The 17,490-nt window shown below is 64.2% G+C and carries 23 protein-coding genes and 1 riboswitch; of the genes, 4 read left to right on the forward strand and 19 right to left on the reverse strand.

What is annotated here, in order from left to right:
* Window positions 1–18 precede the first annotated feature (18 nt).
* From RC54_RS14715 to RC54_RS14745, 8 genes are all read right to left on the reverse strand, one after another.
* Window positions 19–753, reverse strand: a complete 735-nt coding sequence (locus RC54_RS14715) for a CbtA family protein (RefSeq protein ID WP_061789529.1) — start codon at window positions 751–753, stop codon at window positions 19–21.
* 10 nt (window positions 754–763) lie between these two features.
* The gene (locus RC54_RS14720) at window positions 764–970 is read right to left on the reverse strand and encodes a CbtB domain-containing protein (RefSeq protein WP_058895853.1); all 207 of its coding nucleotides are present in this window, start codon (window positions 968–970) and stop codon (window positions 764–766) included.
* Between the two features lie 145 nt (window positions 971–1,115).
* Window positions 1,116–1,344, reverse strand: a riboswitch (cobalamin riboswitch).
* A gap of 77 nt (window positions 1,345–1,421) precedes the next feature.
* The gene (locus tag RC54_RS14725) at window positions 1,422–1,955 is read right to left on the reverse strand and encodes a hypothetical protein (protein ID WP_058895854.1); all 534 of its coding nucleotides are present in this window, start codon (window positions 1,953–1,955) and stop codon (window positions 1,422–1,424) included.
* A 236-nt stretch (window positions 1,956–2,191) separates the two neighbouring features.
* Window positions 2,192–2,917 (reverse strand): hypothetical protein, encoded by a 726-nt coding sequence (locus RC54_RS14730; protein WP_231738649.1) that lies wholly within the window; start codon window positions 2,915–2,917, stop codon window positions 2,192–2,194.
* 249 nt (window positions 2,918–3,166) lie between these two features.
* Entirely contained in the window at window positions 3,167–3,322 is a 156-nt protein-coding gene (locus tag RC54_RS25320; RefSeq protein WP_017450314.1) for a hypothetical protein, read from the reverse strand.
* Between the two features lie 47 nt (window positions 3,323–3,369).
* Entirely contained in the window at window positions 3,370–3,696 is a 327-nt protein-coding gene (locus RC54_RS14735; protein WP_061789528.1) for a hypothetical protein, read from the reverse strand.
* Between the two features lie 156 nt (window positions 3,697–3,852).
* Window positions 3,853–5,502 (reverse strand): phosphoglucomutase (alpha-D-glucose-1,6-bisphosphate-dependent), encoded by a 1,650-nt coding sequence (pgm, locus tag RC54_RS14740; RefSeq protein ID WP_058895857.1) that lies wholly within the window; start codon window positions 5,500–5,502, stop codon window positions 3,853–3,855.
* 292 nt (window positions 5,503–5,794) lie between these two features.
* Window positions 5,795–6,046 carry a GlsB/YeaQ/YmgE family stress response membrane protein gene (locus RC54_RS14745; protein WP_017450312.1) on the reverse strand — a complete coding sequence of 84 codons (252 nt, stop codon included), beginning with the start codon at window positions 6,044–6,046 and terminating at the stop codon, window positions 5,795–5,797.
* Between the two features lie 418 nt (window positions 6,047–6,464).
* On the opposite strand from RC54_RS14745, the gene RC54_RS14750 reads away from it, so the two are divergent.
* The 3 genes from RC54_RS14750 (at window position 6,465) to RC54_RS14760 (ending at window position 8,724) form a co-directional block, all read left to right on the forward strand.
* Window positions 6,465–6,839 (forward strand): hypothetical protein, encoded by a 375-nt coding sequence (locus tag RC54_RS14750; RefSeq protein WP_058895858.1) that lies wholly within the window; start codon window positions 6,465–6,467, stop codon window positions 6,837–6,839.
* A 54-nt stretch (window positions 6,840–6,893) separates the two neighbouring features.
* Window positions 6,894–7,904 carry a UTP--glucose-1-phosphate uridylyltransferase GalU gene (gene galU / locus RC54_RS14755; RefSeq protein ID WP_058895859.1) on the forward strand — a complete coding sequence of 337 codons (1,011 nt, stop codon included), beginning with the start codon at window positions 6,894–6,896 and terminating at the stop codon, window positions 7,902–7,904.
* A 337-nt stretch (window positions 7,905–8,241) separates the two neighbouring features.
* A complete protein-coding gene (locus tag RC54_RS14760; protein WP_061789527.1) occupies window positions 8,242–8,724 on the forward strand; it encodes a hypothetical protein in 483 nt (160 codons plus the stop codon).
* 76 nt (window positions 8,725–8,800) lie between these two features.
* On the opposite strand, the gene RC54_RS14765 is transcribed toward RC54_RS14760, so the two are convergent.
* Complete coding sequence (locus tag RC54_RS14765; protein WP_061789526.1) at window positions 8,801–9,670, reverse strand: MOSC domain-containing protein; 870 nt, start codon at window positions 9,668–9,670, stop codon at window positions 8,801–8,803.
* A gap of 143 nt (window positions 9,671–9,813) precedes the next feature.
* On the opposite strand from RC54_RS14765, the gene RC54_RS14770 reads away from it, so the two are divergent.
* Window positions 9,814–10,269 carry a CopD family protein gene (locus tag RC54_RS14770; protein WP_061789525.1) on the forward strand — a complete coding sequence of 152 codons (456 nt, stop codon included), beginning with the start codon at window positions 9,814–9,816 and terminating at the stop codon, window positions 10,267–10,269.
* A 50-nt stretch (window positions 10,270–10,319) separates the two neighbouring features.
* Here the strand turns inward: RC54_RS14770 and RC54_RS14775 are convergent, their stop codons facing one another.
* From RC54_RS14775 to mdcC, 10 genes are all read right to left on the reverse strand, one after another.
* Window positions 10,320–10,814: an acyl-CoA thioesterase gene (locus RC54_RS14775; protein WP_058895863.1), complete on the reverse strand. Its 495-nt coding sequence runs from the start codon at window positions 10,812–10,814 to the stop codon at window positions 10,320–10,322.
* 200 nt (window positions 10,815–11,014) lie between these two features.
* Window positions 11,015–11,947, reverse strand: a complete 933-nt coding sequence (locus RC54_RS14780) for a 2-hydroxyacid dehydrogenase (protein WP_058895864.1) — start codon at window positions 11,945–11,947, stop codon at window positions 11,015–11,017.
* 188 nt (window positions 11,948–12,135) lie between these two features.
* Window positions 12,136–12,375 carry a hypothetical protein gene (locus tag RC54_RS14785; protein ID WP_017450304.1) on the reverse strand — a complete coding sequence of 80 codons (240 nt, stop codon included), beginning with the start codon at window positions 12,373–12,375 and terminating at the stop codon, window positions 12,136–12,138.
* Between the two features lie 54 nt (window positions 12,376–12,429).
* The gene (locus RC54_RS14790; RefSeq protein ID WP_058895865.1) at window positions 12,430–12,678 is read right to left on the reverse strand and encodes a DUF6139 family protein; all 249 of its coding nucleotides are present in this window, start codon (window positions 12,676–12,678) and stop codon (window positions 12,430–12,432) included.
* 269 nt (window positions 12,679–12,947) lie between these two features.
* The gene (locus RC54_RS14795) at window positions 12,948–13,892 is read right to left on the reverse strand and encodes an acyltransferase domain-containing protein (RefSeq protein ID WP_061789524.1); all 945 of its coding nucleotides are present in this window, start codon (window positions 13,890–13,892) and stop codon (window positions 12,948–12,950) included.
* Window positions 13,889–14,812 carry a triphosphoribosyl-dephospho-CoA synthase MdcB gene (gene mdcB / locus RC54_RS14800; RefSeq protein WP_061789523.1) on the reverse strand — a complete coding sequence of 308 codons (924 nt, stop codon included), beginning with the start codon at window positions 14,810–14,812 and terminating at the stop codon, window positions 13,889–13,891. Before mdcB ends, RC54_RS14795 begins: the two co-directional genes overlap by 4 nt.
* On the reverse strand, window positions 14,800–15,531 hold the full coding sequence (mdcG, locus tag RC54_RS14805) for a malonate decarboxylase holo-[acyl-carrier-protein] synthase (protein ID WP_061789522.1): 732 nt from the start codon (window positions 15,529–15,531) through the stop codon (window positions 14,800–14,802). Before mdcG ends, mdcB begins: the two co-directional genes overlap by 13 nt.
* The gene (gene mdcE / locus RC54_RS14810) at window positions 15,528–16,268 is read right to left on the reverse strand and encodes a biotin-independent malonate decarboxylase subunit gamma (RefSeq protein ID WP_058895869.1); all 741 of its coding nucleotides are present in this window, start codon (window positions 16,266–16,268) and stop codon (window positions 15,528–15,530) included. The genes mdcG and mdcE overlap by 4 nt, the downstream gene beginning before the upstream one ends.
* A gap of 9 nt (window positions 16,269–16,277) precedes the next feature.
* Entirely contained in the window at window positions 16,278–17,174 is an 897-nt protein-coding gene (locus RC54_RS14815; protein WP_058895870.1) for a biotin-independent malonate decarboxylase subunit beta, read from the reverse strand.
* Window positions 17,171–17,485 (reverse strand): malonate decarboxylase acyl carrier protein, encoded by a 315-nt coding sequence (gene mdcC / locus RC54_RS14820; protein ID WP_017450297.1) that lies wholly within the window; start codon window positions 17,483–17,485, stop codon window positions 17,171–17,173. Before mdcC ends, RC54_RS14815 begins: the two co-directional genes overlap by 4 nt.
* Window positions 17,486–17,490 lie beyond the last annotated feature (5 nt).

Consider the following 17,490-nt stretch of genomic DNA (forward strand, 5'->3'; position numbering starts at 1 on the left):
CCGCGACGCCGAAGTTGCTCAGCCGAACCGGCGATAGAAGAAACCGGTCAGGCCGCCCAGGGCCAGCCAGAATACGGCATTGGCCAGGGCGGTGGCGTGGATGAAGGCTTGTGCCAGTTCTTCCGGTGCCACGCTGCCATGGACCTCGGGCTGGGGCGCGCCGACCAGGTGCGGCACCACCAGCAGCAGCACGCCCACCAGCTTGTAGGGCCAGCCGCGCGTAAAGACGCACAGGCCCAGGCTGGCAGCCGTCATGGCGGCCGTCATCACCCACCACAACTGGCGTGCGTGCAGCGGGGCGGCCAGGGTACCGGGTACTTCCGGGGGCAGGCCCAGCGAAGGGGCGACGAAGAACACGCCGTAACCGGCCAGGCCCCACAGCAGGCCGCTACGCCAGCTGATGGTGCGACCGCTCAGGGCAAAGGCGGCGACCAGCATCAGCGCAAAGCCCACCGCCATGCTGACGTTGGCCAGCACGGTGTAGCCGGTGCGCTCGGCACCATCGGCGGGCTCCCAGGCGTCGGCGTCGTGGGCATGTTCATGGGCGTGGGCACTGGTGGCGGTGGCCTGATCATGATCATGGTCGTGCTCCTGTGCCTGGGCGGCAGCAGCCTCGCCAGCCTTTTCATATTCCTCGGCCTTGAAGATGATCTTTTCGACCTGGAATTGCTGCACCCCCGAGAGCAGCACGCCCGACAAGGCGCCTGCGATGACCACGGCCGAGGCCATGCGTCTGAATACGGTCCAGTTCATCAGGCGCTCCTCAGTGGCAGGGGAAGCCGGCCGAGTGACGACCATCGTGGGCGGCATTATGCAGCTCGACCTTGGAGGCGAAGCCGGCGCCGTAGATCAGTGCCACGCCCAGCGCGAAGGCCAGCAGCGCGGGCGCGATGCGGTCGCGCCAGACCTGGCTGGCCGATGCGGTGGAGTCGATGCTGGGGCTGGTCTGGAGACCGGAAGTATGGGACATGCGTTTTCCTTGGGCGGTTGATGGGAACGAAGTACGCCACACGGCAGCGCCCATGCATCATCCCGCCGCCCATCGCAGCGGGCAGCACCGAGTCACAGTGACGGGAAATGATGGAAGCTTTCCGCATGATCGCCCTCCGCGATGCATTCAAGAGTTGCCACTGGCCGGTCTCCGGGCTGGCGAGCTGAAGCCTGGGCTTCGGGACAGGCACCTTCCCATGCACTTGGCACAGTGGCGTCTTGCCTGTCTTGGCTCGCTTACCGTTGCGGGGGCAGCGCCGGCTTGGGGCGACGCTGTTTGCGCCGACCGCACCGGCTTCCCGTTTCAATCCCGAACGCGGCTGCGCGCGGGATACCAGAAGCAATGCTAAGGGGCGAAGTATAAAGGCGGGGGAGCGGTTGGGCAACGGCAATGTCGGTTGTGCTTGCCAGACCGCCCTACCGGCAAGACATCAGGGGGTGCCGGCTGATCCTGATGGCAGCACCATCTGCTTGTAAAAGAGCCGTAGTTCGGCTCCCATGCGCGCGGGAATACGCGCCACGAAGACCGAGCGCTGGCGCGGGCCATGGGTTTCCATCAGGCACAGGTAGCGCTGGCCGTGATAGCCCAGCGTGGCGAAGGCAGCCTGACGCGGGCGTTGCAGGCGTGGCGTGGCTTCCGGACTGAGCAGGATGGCATGGTCGAGGTAGCCGCGGTGGGAATTGACGAACAGATAATCGCCACCGGCCGGGTTGCCGCTGGCAAAGCCGATGCGCAGCACGCGGTTGTCGCCATCGGGCAGGAACAGGTCGTAGGGCGACAACGGTCCGCGCTCCATCACCTGCACCCGCCCGGCCACCGGGTCGATGCTCACCGGGAGGCGACCAAGCTGGTCGGCCTGGTCCACCGTGAGGCAGACCTCCAGTACCGCATCGGGCATGGAGGGTGAGTCAGGGCTTGCCACCAGGCAGACAAACAGCAAGACCAATGGCACATAACGCGTCATCAATAGCCTCCAGCAACAAACAGTGGCAAGCCAGCGGGTCACACGCAGCTCCTCGAACAAACGACAGGAAGGGGCGTCTCTGTGAGGTTCCAAGCCCCCTGCTTGCTATCATCGTTGCAGAAGAGAAAGTCGTTTCATATCAGAAAACTCTGAATGAATAGTCGAAGAATGTCACTGGGGCCGTCGAATTGCCTGCTTTGGGAGTTGCCTGGGCCGCTGTGGGGCGAGGCAAGGCGTCAAGGACTGGCGGGATCTGCGGCCAGGAACTCGGAAAACAGGTCCAGTCCGACGAAATGCCAATGTGCCGACTCCAGGTCATACAGGGCCAACTGGTTGATCGGCCCCACCGGCAGACAGACGCCGGGGATGCGCGCCAACGCGCGGGCCGCGTGGCGCTTGCGCTCCGGCTCGCTCATGACCAGGTCGCGCGCATGGCACTCGGCATGGGCGAACAGGCCGGCGTATTCCCACATGCGTTCATAGCAGTCCAGTTCGCTGAGCTCGATATGCAGAGGAATGGCATCAAGCAGGCTGGACATGCGTCCCATCCTGGAGGTAGACAGCCGCACCAGTCCGCCTTCGGGGCGCACCACCAGGCAGCCGTTGCTGGCGGCCCAGGCAAAATGCAGGCAATACGGCAAACGGCCGTGATGCTGCTCGATCATCTGGTCGGGGTGGAAGGATGATGCCGGCACGACCTGGTATTGCTCCGCGGGCAAGGAGAGAAAGGCGGCGTCGATGCAGGCTTGGAGGGGCGACAGATAAACCACCATGGCGTCGGTGCCGGCGGCCTGGCCGAGGCGGATGGGCTCGCACAGCACCCGGCAAGGCGTGGGACCGGGCTGGGCAGCCTGCTGGCTCACCAGCACGTAGAGCGGCGCGAGCACCTGCACGTGTGGCTGCTGAAGAGCGCCGGGGCGACCTGCGGCGTCCGCGCCGTGAGGGAAAGTGGGAGAGTTCACCGACTGCACTCCTGTGAAGAAACGGGAATGAAATGCCGGTAAACAAGCTAGGAGGGAGTGGTGCGCTTGGCGCGATATGAAGTTTCCTGCCCAATATGTCAGCGCCCGGCGCCAAATCGGGATGTTTTCACAAATGCAAGGCGCTTCATATCGGAAAACTCTGAATGTGGAGAGGAGATTTTTGTCGCCAGCCTGACCTGCTGAAAATCCCTGCATTCAGGCGGCCCCTGGGGTCCGCCTGTCCTCCGCTCACATGCGCAATGGCTTGTCGGAAGGCCGTGGATTGATCGGCGGATCCTCCACCGGGACCGGATCGTCGTCCGGCAACTCCGGGGGCGGCAGACTGGGCTCATGCGTGGGAGGGGTTTCTTGCGGGGTATGTAGGGTATGTGAAGCGATGTTCAATCCAGTCTCCTGTGGTGCATCCGGGATAGCGGCGCGATCGGCTGCGCTCAGCGCGAGCCAGCGCTGGGGTTCTGATGAGGGATCGGATCCTGCGGTGGAGTCGGGTCCAGTGGCGGCACTTCTACCGGTGGGGTGTCTTGGGGCTTGTGCATGGAGCTCTCCTGTTGAAAAGGGTGGGGGGCATGGCCCTGCCCTGGCACCACGCCGTCATCGGCATTGGCCCAGGGATCTTCGGTACCGTCTGGCTCGACTACCGGCGAGGGGTGATCGCCCACGCCGACAAGCGGGGCACGCGGCAGCACCGGCGGCGTGCCGGGTGGCCGCAACAGGGCGGCGGCTGGTTCGGCGGGCGATGGGGGCTGGCGATCTGGCATGGAGGTCCTCCTGGCCAAGGGTGGAATGCAATGACCCATCTTACGAAGATGGTGCCCTACCCTCAGCCAGACATCGGCCCATTCGCCTGTAGGAAGGCACGAAATGAAAACGCCGCCGGCCTGACGGGCGGCGGCGTGGGATGGCAGGCGAGTGGATCAGCCGGCCTTGAGCGCGCGGGTGACGATCTCCTGGGCCTCGGCAAAGATCTTGTCCAGGTGCGCCTGGTCGCGGAAGCTTTCGGCGTAGATCTTGTAGATGTTTTCGGTACCGGATGGACGGGCGGCGAACCAGCCATTGTCGGTCACGATCTTCAGGCCGCCGAAGGCCTTGCCGTTGGCGGGAGCGGTAGTCATCACGGTGCGGATGGTTTCGCCAGCCAGCTCGGTGGAGCTCACGTCGTCCGGCGACAGCCTGGACAGGCGGGCCTTCTGCTCGGGACTGGCGGCGGCTTCCTTGCGGCCATTGAGCGGTGCGCCCAGTTGCTGGGTCAGCTCCTGGTAGAGGCGGCCGGGGTCGTTGCCGGTGCGGGCGGTCATCTCGGCGGCCAGCAAGGCGGCGGTGATGCCATCCTTGTCGGTGCTCCAAGGCTGGCCATCGAAGCGCACGAAGGACGCGCCGGCGCTTTCCTCGCAACCGAAAGCCAGGCTGCCATCGTAGAGGCCATCGACGAACCACTTGAAGCCCACCGGCATTTCCAGCAGCTTGCGACCCAGGTGATCGGCCACGCGATTGATCATCTGGCTCGACACCAGGGTCTTGCCCACCGCAGCATCGGCACGCCAGGACGGACGATGGCGGAACAGGTAGTACACCGCCACCGACAGGTAGTCATTGGCTGGTAGCAGGCCGCTGCTCTTGGCGACGATGCCGTGGCGGTCGTGGTCGGTATCGCAGGCCATGGCCACGTCGAAGCGATCCTTGAATGCAATGAGTTCGCTCATGGCGTAGGGCGAGGACGGGTCCATGCGGATCTGCCCATCCCAATCCTGCGGCACGAAGCGGAAAGTGGCATCGACATCGGTGTTGACCACTTCCAGATTCAACTTGTAGCGCTCGGCAATGGCCGACCAGTAATGCAGACCAGCCCCGCCCAACGGATCGACGCCGATCTTGACGTTGGCACCGGCGATGGCGGCCAGGTCGATGATGTTGGGCAGGTCGCCCACATAGTTGTCGAGATAGTCGTAGCGGCGCGTGGTGTCGGCCTTGAGCGCCTGTTCGAACGTCACCCGGCGCACGCCTGCCAGCTTCTGCTCCAGGTAGGCGTTGGCGCGTTGTTCGATCCAGCCGGTGACGTCGGAGTCCGACGGGCCGCCATTGGGCATGTTGTACTTGAAGCCGCCATTGTCGGGCGGGTTGTGCGAGGGCGTGACCACGATGCCATCGGCCAGCTTGTCGCGGTGTACGCGGTTGTGCGTGAGGATGGCGTGCGAAACGGCTGGGGTCGGCACATAGGGGCTGCCGTTAGCCAGCATGGTCAACACTTCGTTGGCAGCCAGCACTTCCAGCGCGCTATGCCAGGCCGGTTCCGACAGGGCATGGGTATCGATACCCAGGAACAGCGGTCCCTTGAAGCCCTGCTGCTTGCGATAGTCACAGATGGCCTGGGTGATGGCCAGCACATGCCACTCATTGAAGCTGTGGGCATTGGCGTTGCCGCGATGACCGGAGGTGCCGAAGGCCACCCGGTGGCTGGCTTGGGCCACGTCCGGGCGCAGGCTGTAGTAGTTGGACAGCAGCACCGGCAGGTTCACCAGGGCCGAAGGCGCGGCACGTTTGCCGGCGAGGGAATGGACGCTACTCATGATGTCTTTTCTGGATGATGGAAAACCGAACAGGACGCAGCAGCACACTCAACGCACCATCTTGCGGCGACTAGCATGATAGCGGCGGCGCCCAGCAAAGCTTGATCTTTTTGCAATCTCACAGGCATTGTAACGCCATCATTGCGCAATGCAGCATGAAGATCGCAAATCTTGCAAGAATATTGCTGGAGATCAGGGGAGTTGTTGGCGCTTGGCAATGCAAAATGCGCCCGGGCAAGGCCACGGACGCATGGGATACGACCAAGTACGGCGCGACGCTGGGCCGGACCGTTCAGGCTCGCCGGAAGGCGCGTACGATCACCAGCAGCACGATGGCACCCAGCGTTGCGGTAACGATCGAGGCCAGGATGCCGCCGCCCACGGCGATGCCCAGCAGACCGGCCAGCCAGCCACCGATGACGGCACCGACGATACCGATCAGGATATCGGCCAGCAGACCGAAGCCGCCGCCCTTGACCAGCACCCCGGCCAGCCAGCCGGCCACGGCGCCAATGATCAGCCATGCGATGAGTCCGTGTTCCATGATGTTCCCTTTCCTATCGTTCTGTCGTTCTTGGATGGATGTCGGAAACAGCGCACGACCCTGACCGGGCCAAGTACGCTGCCGCCTCTTCTCTGCAAGCGCCGGGCGCAACAGATGAGGTCATGGTAGGAAAACAGGCCGGCGCAAGCTATCGGACAGCGGCCCATTTCCTTGTAGGAAAAGCCCGGCATATGCGGCTCTCGAGGCGACCGTGGATGGCCGTGGGTACCGTCGAATCTTCCTCTTTTCCTACATGGCAAAAAGAGCCATTCCTATAGAGAGGAAGCGCGAGTTTTCTTAATCTTGCTTTCCATAGGCGCAGTGCGGCATACGACAGCGTGCGGCACAGCGCAGCCCCGACCGGGCAGCAGTGTCATCGCCGCATTTGCCGCCCGACTTTCAGAGAGAGCCGCCCATCATGCCCAGCACCGAATCCAGCGCCCGCCAGACGCCCTCCTTCGCCAACTCCTTTGCGCTTCATGCATTTGGCACGGCAGCGCAAGACCAGGGTGGCGCCGAGTTTGCCGAGCACTATGCGCGTTATGCCCGCGAGTCGGCGCAACTGATGCAGCAAATCTCGATGAAGGCGCCGCAACTGGCTGCGGTGCTGGAGCAACTCAATGAAGGCAGCCTGCCGCGCAAGATCGACCTGGCGCAGCCATCGGCCGGCACCGAGCCGGGTGTATGCGGAGCTGGCCTCTTGCAGGCCATCGCCAGGTTCTGCCACCGCACACTTGCAAGCGTGACGCTGCTGTTGCAACCCAAGATGTTCAAGAACAACAAACAGGCCTGAAGCATCACGCCATGAAGGTGCCACGTCCTTCCATTCACTCAACCTGGACCTACCATGAAAAAAATTACCAAAGCCGTCTTCCCCGTCGCCGGTCTCGGCAGCCGTTTCCTGCCTGCCACCAAGGCACAGCCCAAGGAAATGCTGCCCATTGTCGATAAGCCGCTGATCCAGTACGCCGTGGAAGAAGCGGTGGAGGCCGGCATCACCGAGATGATCTTCATCACCGGCCGCAACAAGCGTGCCATCGAAGACCACTTCGACAAGGCCTATGAACTGGAGAGCGAGCTGGAAGCCGCCGGCAAGGTCAAGCTGCTGGAAACCATCCGCAACGTCATCCCCAAGCACATCAACTGCGTCTACGTGCGCCAGGCCGAGCCGCTGGGGCTGGGCCATGCCGTGCTGCTGGCCAAGCCGCTGGTGGGCGATGAACCCTTTGCGGTGCTGCTGGCCGACGACTTCATGGACGCCGCCCCCGGTCACAAGAACGTGATGGCGCAGATGACCGCCCTCTATGAACGCGAAGGCAAGAGCCTGTTAGCGGTGCAGGACGTGCCACGTCCCGAAACCCGCCAATACGGCATCGTCAGCGGCAGCCCCTATGGCGAGCGCACCGAGCTGTTGAGCGGCATCGTCGAAAAGCCGTCACCGGAAGAAGCCCCCTCCACCCTGGCCGTGGTAGGCCGCTATGTGCTGACCCCGGCCATCTTCGAGCGTCTGGAAAACATCGGCACCGGTGCCGGCGGCGAAATCCAGTTGACCGACGCCATCTCGGCCCTGCTGCAACAGGAGCAGATCTTGGCCTATCGTTACGAAGGCCAGCGCTTCGACTGCGGGTCCAAGCTCGGTTACCTGAAAGCCGCCGTGGCCATGGGCTTCAAGCACAAGGAAGTGGGCAGCGGTTTCGCCCAGTTCCTGCAGGAGTTCACCAGCCAGCACGACCTGACGCAAGCGGCCCAGCCCAAGGGCCCGGCCACTGTCACTCCCCTCAAGCCAGCCGCTGGCAACCAGCCTGCCAGCGCCGCCACCACCGACCAGCAGCCAGCAGTCGCCCGTAGTGTCATGTAAGTCCCCGGTAGAGAGCGTTGTTGATTGCAGTCCGACTTCAGGGTCGGGCTGCTTTTTTTTCGTGGGTACGTTGCGTATAAATTGTTTTGACCTTTGTCACAGAGTTTTAACCTGGACTTGTTAGCATCGCGGCCATGAATCTGGAGAAGTTCATTTCGCCCGGGACGAAGTAGTTCGTCGCAAACGGTCAGGCCACGCAGCTTGTGGTCATCGCACGCCACTTGTAAACGTTTGCAGATCAAAAAAGCAGGATAAAATCGTTACCAATTGTCGGGACCGATTGCGGCAAAGGCGCAAAAAATATATATTGTTTATATTAATTTTCACAGGAGCGTTCATGGCCACCAGAGTTCAAGCTGCAGCAGTACCGACCGAAAAGAAGAAACCCGTCGCCAAGGCGGCAGCACCCAAGCTCGCCGTGGTGAAGAAGCCCGCAGCAAAACCGGCCGCCCGTCCGGCCGCCAAGACAGCAGCACCGGCCAAGCCGGCCCCGGCTGCGGCAGCCGCTCCCAAGCTGGAAAAGAAGGTCGAGAAGGCTGACAAGCCGGCCAAGATCGAAAAGGTGGAGAAGGTAGAAAAGATAGAGAAAGCCCCCAAGGCCAAGAAGGTCAAGCAGGTGCGCGACAGCTTCACCATGCCCGAGAACGAATACGCAGTGCTGGCCCAGGTCAAGAAGTCCTGCCTGAAGGCCGGTGTCGAGATCAAGAAGAGCGACCTGCTGCGCATTGGCGTGTCGCTGATCAAGAACCTGAAGATCGCTGAACTCAAGGATATCCTCGGCAGCCTGACCCCGCTGAAGGTCGGTCGCCCCAAGAAGTAAGCCAGAAGTAATCCGTCAGGAAAGCTGATTGCCTATGCCGCCCGGTTCCGTCCGGGCGGCATTGTTTTTGGGATTCTCAAAAATTCAGTTCCCATTCGCAGGCCTGACCGACCTCAATGACACCGCCCTCCCCGCCGATGACGATGGCGTTCTGGCCGAAGGTGAGACCACCGTCCACCCGCGGATTGGCGCGGTAGGTGGAGAGCGTGGCAAGCGGTTCGTCGGGCCATTGCGCATCACGCAGCCCGGTGCGCTGGTCGATACCGGGGATGGGGCAACGGGCGCAGGGCTTGACCAGCTTCAACTGCACCGCCCGCCCACCAGCGCCGATCCTTACGGTATCGATGTAATCCTCTTCATAGGCTTCCAGTCCACTGATGACCAGGTTGGGACGGAAGCGCTCCATACCCTGGGCCGGCGCGCCCTTGGCCGCCAGACGGGCATTCAGGTCATCCAGCGAGGACTGGCCGATCACCAGCAGCGGATAGCCATCCGAAAACTGCGTGCTGGCGCGGTAATCCCCAGTCCAGCGCGTGCTGCAGGCGCGCATGATGGCCGGATTGAAGCGCACCAGGCGCACTGCATCGTGCAGGTAATCCGATAGCCAGATGCGCGCCTGCTCGCCCTGGTCGAGCGCTTCGAGCGGGCTGTTCCACACCTGCACCGCCAAGGTGGCACCATCCTGGCCGGCGGCGGCCAGTCGCAGGTCTTCCATGCCCGGTGCGCGCAGGACCAGAGCATCCTCTTCGAAGGCCGGCGTGATGCAGGCCATGCGTGGATGGCTGCGCTGGCTCAGGAACTGGCCCTGGCGGTCCACCACCATCCAGTGGCGGTCCAGCGCCAGACCCAGCGGCCCAATCTCGGCGCGCGCCAGCGACAGGCCACCGCAGGACTTGATGGGATAGAAGTAGATGGCACTGAGGGTGCTTGTGCTGGTACTGGACATGATGTGGCGGCCCCGAAGATGACGTTGCGGCGAGACCTTACCACAAGCTCGGCCGTGGGGGATGCAAGGGGAAGAGCTACGCCGGGTCGCCGCTCATGCGACAATGCGCACACCTTTTTCGCGAATTTCCTGACGGGAGTGCCATGCTGTTTGCCAAATTCATCCATGTGCTGGGACTGACCGTGTGGGTCGGCGGCATGTTCTTCGCCCACATGGCCCTGCGTCCGGCCCTGGCCGTGCTGCATCCAGAGCAGCGACTGAGCCTCATGGCGGCGGTGCTGGGCAATTTCTTCATCTGGGTGTGGGTGGCCATTGCGCTGGTGCTGGGCAGCGGCCTGCACATGATGGGCGTCATGAGCGCCGGAGCGACCATGCTGCCGCCCTACGTACACGCCATGACCGGCATCGGCGTGGTGATGATGCTGATCTTCGCCCACATCTTCTTCGCCCCGTTCCGCCGCCTCAAGCTGGCGAGCGCCCAGCAGGACTGGGACCGCGCCTCGCGCGCGCTGCGCCAAGTGCGGCTGCTGGTGGGCATCAACCTGGGCCTGGGCCTGCTGACCATTGCCATCGGCGCACTCGGGCCGCTGACGGCCTGATCCGCGCCCCTGGCCGGCTGGATTTTTGCTTGGCTACCTGCGCCGGCGTATCAGTTGGCCTTCTCCACGCCCGGCTTGAATTCCTCATAGCGGCGCGCCAGTTCCTGGCGCAGCGACTTGCGGATCACGGCGGCGTCGAAGCGGCGCTTTTCTTCCTGCGAGAAGGGGCGCAGCGGCGGCACCGGGATCGGCTTGCGCTGGTCATCCACCGCCACCATGGTGAAGAAGCAACTGTTGACGTGGCGCGTTTCCTGGGTGCGGATGTTCTCGGCCACCACCTTGATGCCGATTTCCATGGACGACTTGCCGGTATGGTTGACACTGGCCAGGAAGGTCACCAGTTCGCCCACGTGGATGGGCTGGCGGAACATCACCTGGTCCACCGACAGGGTCACCACGTACTGGCCGGCATAGCGGCTGCCGCAAGCATAGGCGACCTGGTCGAGCAGCTTGAGGATGGTGCCGCCGTGCACGTTGCCGGCGAAATTGGCCATGTCCGGGGTCATCAGGACCGTCATGGTGAGTTGGTGAGATGGCAGATCCATGGTGCGTGGCTCTCTCTGTATGTAGTGGGATGGCGATAGGTTGATCTTGGTCAGCGGGTCCGGCCGCAGGCACTCCCCCGAGTACGCTGGCGACCGGCCGGGGCTCTCGTGGAGGAGAGCACCCCGACCGCGGCCGTATTATCGGCCAGCCAGCCCGGCTATGGCAAAAAAACTCGCATTGATGCGCGGTATGGCGGCGTTCAAGCCCGTACCACCGGCTCGGCGGCGGCAAAATGTTCCTCGCAATTGCGCAGGAACTGGCGCACCGAGGCGCTGATGGCTTCGGGCGACCAGCCGGCAATGTGCGGCGTCAAGACCACGTTGGGCAAGCCGATCAAAGAAGCCGGCGGCTTGGGTTCACCCTCGTAGACATCCAGGCCAGCTCCGGCCAGGCGACCGGAGGACAGCGCGGCGGCCAGCGCTTCGGTATCGACGACACTGCCGCGACCGATGTTGACCAGATAACCCTTGGGGCCAAGTTCTTCCAGCACCCGGGCATTGATGAGGTGCAAGGTCTGGGCGCCGCCCGGGGCGGCCACGATCAGGCAATCGGCCCAGCCGGCCAGTTGGGCCACGTCCGAAAAGTAGTGGTAATCGACGTCATCGCGCTTCTTGCGGTTGCAATAGGCGATCTCGGCATCGAAGGCAGCAGCACGGCGGGCGATCTTCTTGCCGATGTTGCCCATGCCGACGATGCCCACCCGCTTGCCCGCCAGTTGCGGCTGCAAGGGCAGAGTCTCGCGCCAGCCACCCTCGCGGGTGTAGCGGTCCAGCACGGCAATATTGCGCAGGATGGCCAGCAGCAGGCCCAGGGTGTGATCGGCTACGCAATCCTCGTTGGTACCGGCACCGGTGGCGATCTCGATACCGTGGGCCTGGGCGTGGGCGACGTCGATGTTTTCGAAGCCGGCGCCCAGGGCGCATACCAGTTGCAGGTGCGGCAAGGCGCGCATTTCATCGGCCGTCAGTCCGGTCGAACCGTTGGTCAGCACCACCGCCACTTTCTTGGCAGGGCCGGCGATCATCGCATCGCGGCGCGGGCGATCCGGCGCGTAGAGGATGTCGTAGTGGGCGGCGATGGTAGCGGTGCTTTCTTCGGAAAGGTGAATCAAAACGAGTAGAGGCGGTTTCATGGCGGGCCTGGCGAAACGAGGATGAAGAGGGATATGAAGTAAAACGCAATGATCGCCATTCTATGGCGAAACCGACCATTGAGCCGATATCGCATGGCGGCAGTTGTGCTTCTCTCATGCGAATTCCATGCCACCTGGCGTGAAAAAGCCCGGCGCCGGCCGGGCTTGATGATTCTCAACAGCGCTCTTCAGTGGTGAGTTTGCTTCTCCAGCAGCTCATGGGCGGCCTGGCGCGCGCCCTCCTCGGCCGCTTTTTCATCTTCGAAGGTCTGGTCGGGCAAGACCCGTTGCACCGGAAAGACCGGGTTGCGGTGCATGGGATTGGTGGAGTGGCCGAAGATGGCCACCTGCGCCACCCACTCCTCACCGCCGATCAGGCGCACACCGGCATACTCGACTTCATAATCGCCTACTTGTTCGGTTGGCATGATGCTCTCCTCGTGTTTCCTTGCTGACAGCCGAGGCCTGCTTAAACCTGCTTATCAGGCCGCACCGTCCTCGCTGCGTTCGTTCAGATGGGTGATGGCATAGCCCTTCTCGCCGATCTGCATGAAGGCGTCTTCCGCCTCCAGCGTGAAGTGCCGCTTGCCATCGCGCTCGAAGTCCACGTTCTGTTCATGGAGCAGCCAGTCGGTATTGGCGACTTCATCCGGCAGGGCTTCTTCGTGGGGCAGGACAAGATAGGAAAACAATCCGTCGCCGTCCGGGCGCTTGTACACATCGACTTTCATACTGGGGCCTCCTGGTCGGGTTGATCAATGGCCATGCCCGACACCCGGCCAGGCATGGCTTGAAGATGCGACTGGACGACCTGGCATTGGTTCGCAGCGTGGTCGTCAAGGAATGCATAAAGCGTGTTGCACTGTCAGCCTGATCTGACAGAAACGGTCATGCCGCTTTGGGAAGATATGAAGATATGGATTCAAGATAGCACCGGCAGCGCCCGGATGCCAGCGCGCAAGTCGGCAATCGAGTCGATGACTTGATATACCTCATCGGCTCAGTCGGCTTGCCGACGCAACCAGGCCAGCGCCCCGTTGAGGCTGCGGAAGTCCGCCAGCGAACGGCAGGCGATGTGCGGATGGCGCTCGCGCAACATGCGCGAGAGGGCCGCACCGGGGCCCAGTTCCAGCGCCACGTTCACGCCCCGCTCGGCGCAGGCATCCATGCAGGCCGACCACTGGATGGGCTCGCACAGTTGGCGCAGCAGCAGCGCTTGCGCCTGGGCGCTGTCGCTGACGGTGTGCCCTGTGACACCGGCCAGCAAGGTCAGCGCGGGAGAACGCAATGCCAGTGCATCGAGGTGCGCAGAGAAAGGTGCTACGGCAGCCTGCATCAATGGCGTGTGTGAAGCCAGCCCGACCGGCAAGGCCGAGTTGCGCGCGCCCTGCCCGGCCAGCTCGGCGGCGGCCGCGTGCAAGGCCGCATCGGAGCCACCGGCGATGAGCGAGTCCTCACCAGTGACGATGGCCACGAAGCCGCCATGGCGCGCCAGGCAGGCTTGCACGCTATCGATGGCGACACCACCAATGGCCATCAGCCCTTGTCCCGGATATGCGCTGGCAGCCTGCGTCATGGCCGCAGCGCGCTGTGCGGCCAGCGCGACGGTGTCCTCGGCGGCGATGACACCGGCCACCGCGTAGGCCGACAACTCGCCCACGCTATAGCCCGCCACCAGGGTGGGTGCGCCCGCGATGGCGCTTAACGGCGCACGTAGCGCCTGCCACGCCGCCAGTTGCGCTGCCACGATCAGCGGCTGGGCGTTGCGGTTGGCGTAGCGTTGGGCGGGATCATTGAGCACCTGTTCCAGTGGTGCCTGGAGCTGATCGCGCAATGGACACTGCGCCAGGAAGGCCGCGGCCTGGGCATCCTCGCGCAGCAGGTCGAACATGCCGGCGTGCTGCGCCCCCTGCCCCGGACAAAGAATGGCCAGCCTCATGCTCATCGCCCCTCGGCCTCCAGCGAGCTTGCCTGGTGTACCAGGCAAGCCGCCGCCAGCAGGTCGGCGGCACCGCCCGGTGACAGGCGCCGGGCCACGAAGAGTCGATGACAATCCACAGCATCCTCTTGCCAACCGGGGCGAGCCGTGCCGCCCGCAGCCAGGAAGGCAGCGCTGCGCTCACGCACCAGTGCGGCGCCCTCGGCCCCGCCGCGATGGTAGACATTGGTATCGCTCAATTGCGCCATCAGGGCAAACAGGGTGTCGATCCTGGCGTGATACGCATCGCGCCCCTGTGCCAGCGTGGCCTGCAATTGCGGCAAAGCCACCTCGAAAACGGACGGAAAGCCCAGCGCCGCCTCTTCGCGCGCCCCGCCCACGGCATGTCGGGCAGCTACGCGCTGGCCATGGCTGTGGGACTCGCCGGGAATGGCTGCGCTATGGCGCGCCAGCGCATCGCCCCACTGGATCAGCAAGGTGGCACGGACGGTGGCCGGCTGCAAAGGCAAGCGCCGGCCCCGGCAACAAGCCATGGCCGCACACAACATGCCCAGCGCGAAGATGGCGCCACGATGCGTGTTGACGCCCCCCGTGGCGCGCAACATGCGTTCTTCGGCGCGTACCGCCAGGCGTTGCAGGGTGTGGAAGGGCGCGCCCTCCAGCCCGGCAGTGGCGATCTGGAAGAAGTAATGGCGCAGAGCGAACAGACTGCGCAGGAAGGTCTCGGCGGTCATGTCGGCATGACTGCCATTGTCCACGCGCGAGACCAGGCCAGGCTTGGGATAGAGCACCAGTTCCTGATGCAGGCTGCGCAGCGCCAGCCGGGCCAGCAGGCGACAGAATGCCCGGTGCTCGTGCGCCGCATTGTGCTGCAGATGAGGCAGGGGCGGCGCCAGCAGCGCCGGGTGATCGATCAGGCGGCGCACGACTGCGACTCCTCTTGCGGCAGGCTGGCGATGAGGGTGGCGACCCGCTCCAGGGCGACGCCGGCAGCGCGCTTGACCAGCACCCTGCCCTCGCCACCATTGCCCAGGACTGCGACCTGGCGCCACTCCTTCCAGGACACCGCAGCCCCCTCGGGGAACATGACTTCAACATCCAGCGGCAGGAACATCGCCTGCCACGCCAGGAGACGCACGCCGGCTTCCAGCTGGGCCAGGCTACGTGGCTGGAACAGCAGGTCGATGTCCGAACTGCTGCGCAGATAGGGCTCGGCGGTGAGCGCCTGCCAAGCCAGCGAACCGAACACGGCCAGCGTGATGCCGGCCCGTGCCATGTGTTGCTGCAACTGGTCCAGGCCGCTCTGCCATGCCGACGGCAAGCCCGACAGATGCGCCGCCACGATGTCGCGCAACAGGAACGGCGCATGACGCGCCACGACTTCTTGCGCCTGCACGCGCAAGGCGATGCGCGGCTTGTTGCCCTGGGCGTCCGGTGGCAGGGCAATGCCCACGCAGATCTCATCGTCTGCCACGCCCCCCTCCAGACGTCGCACGATGACCGGCCAGCGCATCCGCTGCCAGTGCGCCAGTGCCGCCACCTGGCGCGCATCGCTGCACTGGGCCTGCAGTCGCACCCAGGCCGACTCGCTCAACCAGAGCAGGTGGTGGCGTGACTGCGCCAGGCAAGACGCGGGCGCAATCATCCGTTGAGCGGTGTGTCGTGGACCACCGCCTCGATGACCCGCTGCGCCCACTTGCGGCCGCCCCGCTCCAGGCCAATGGCGGCGCGGGTGTCGGCGCTGCGGTCTACGGCCAGCGCCTGCGACAGGGCCTGGGCCAGGTCGCCGTTCCAGATCTCGGCCACGCCCCCCATGCGCAGATAGTTTTCCGGGCCGGGGGCGAACACCGGATTGCTCTTGGCCAGTTCAGTGAGCCGCTCTTGCGGCACCTTGGTGATGCGCGCCATGGCCGGCAAGCCCATGACGCGGATGGTGGCCGCTGGCAAGGCATAGCAGGCATCGGCGATGAGTCCGCTGGTGATGAAGCCACCCGACAGCGCCTGGTCATACACCAGGCCGATGACACGATGGCCCTGGCGGCGCGCCAGTTCCACGCACTTGCCCAGGTGCGCCATGTAGCTGTTGATGCCCAGCATTTCATCACGGTGGCGCAGGCGCTGGCCTTGCGTATCGACCAGGATCACGATGGGCCGGCCCGGATGCTCACGCACCGTCTGCAGGATCACGCTGGCCTGGGCCAGGGCAATCTCGATGCCGATGGGCGTGTGGCCGGTGGTGCCGACCACGGTGACGGTGCTGCCGTCGACCTGGGCCGTGCCGGAGAGGAAATACTCCTGCTCGGTGATGGCATGACCTTGCGGGAACAGCTCTTGCGCGAGCGCGCGCCAGTCGACCTGGGGGGGAGTGACAGTTTGATTCATGGATTCCTCTCAGGCCTTGGCGGCAATGCGCAGGCGCTCGGCCATGGCGGTGAAGGCGCCGGCTTCCAGCATCGGCACCACTTCCGGCTGGGACACGCCCAGCTCGGCCCAGATGTCCATCGGATCCTCGGCATGGCCGAAGGCGGCGATGCGACGGCGCAGCATGTCCTGTTCGGCTTCCAGCGCGGCCAACGTCAAGGGCACGTCGCCGGCCTGGGCCAGCGCAGCGATGGCGGCGGCGCGGAAGGCCTCGGTGTCATCGCCCACCAGTTGCTGGCAGTCGCCGATCAGGTAGCGATGCTTGCCGCCCGTGGTGCGCCAGACCAGCGCACGGTCGCGCGAATCGAATTCTTCCACGCCATTGGCCGTCTCGATCACCTCGGGACCGGACATGGCCAGCCGTCCTTCTTCGGACATGATGATGGTATTGGCGCAGCGCGCCACGATGCCCATGCCGCCGAAGCAGCCATTGGCGCCGCCCACCAGCACGATCACCGGGATACCAGCGGCGCGCGCCTCCAGCACGGCGCGCATCACCTCGGAGACGGCGATGAGACCGGCGTTGGCTTCATGCAGCCGCACCCCGCCGGTTTCCAGCAGCAGGATCACGCCAGCCGCCTGACGGGCGATGGCGCGCTTGAGCAAGCCCACCAGCTTGGCACCATGCACCTCGCCCACGGCGCCGCCCATGAAACCACCCTCTTGCGCCGCCGCCATCACGGCACGTCCGCCCAGCAAGCCTTCGCCGATGATGACGCCATCGTCAAAGGAGACCGGTGCGTCCAGTTGCCCCAAGTGCGGGCTCACCACACGCTGGGCCGGCGGCAGCAGTTCCTTGAAGCTGCCGGCGTCCAGTACCGCCAGGATGCGCTCGCGCGCCGTGGCTTCCAGATAGCTCGCGCTCATTGGCCTTCCTCCACCATGGCTTCCACCGCCTGGTCCAGACGCAAGCTGACCACGGCGGGCGTGGCGCCCATGTCGTTGATGGAAATGCGGGTATCGGCCAGTTGCCAGCGCTGCTGGAAGTCGGTCATCACCGCTTCCCAGATGGTGCCGAAGCCGCGCGCAGCGGTCTTGACCTCGATAGCGCAGGCGCCGTTGAGGGACGCGTTTTCGATCAGCACTTCCAGGTTGCCGGAGCTAACCACACCGACCAGTTCAGGCGCAGCCTTGAGGCGGCGCGAGCCGTGCTCAAAGCGAAAAGTCAAAGTTTCCATAATGT

This window comes from Herbaspirillum rubrisubalbicans (assembly GCF_003719195.1).
Lineage (GTDB): Bacteria > Pseudomonadota > Gammaproteobacteria > Burkholderiales > Burkholderiaceae_D > Herbaspirillum > Herbaspirillum rubrisubalbicans.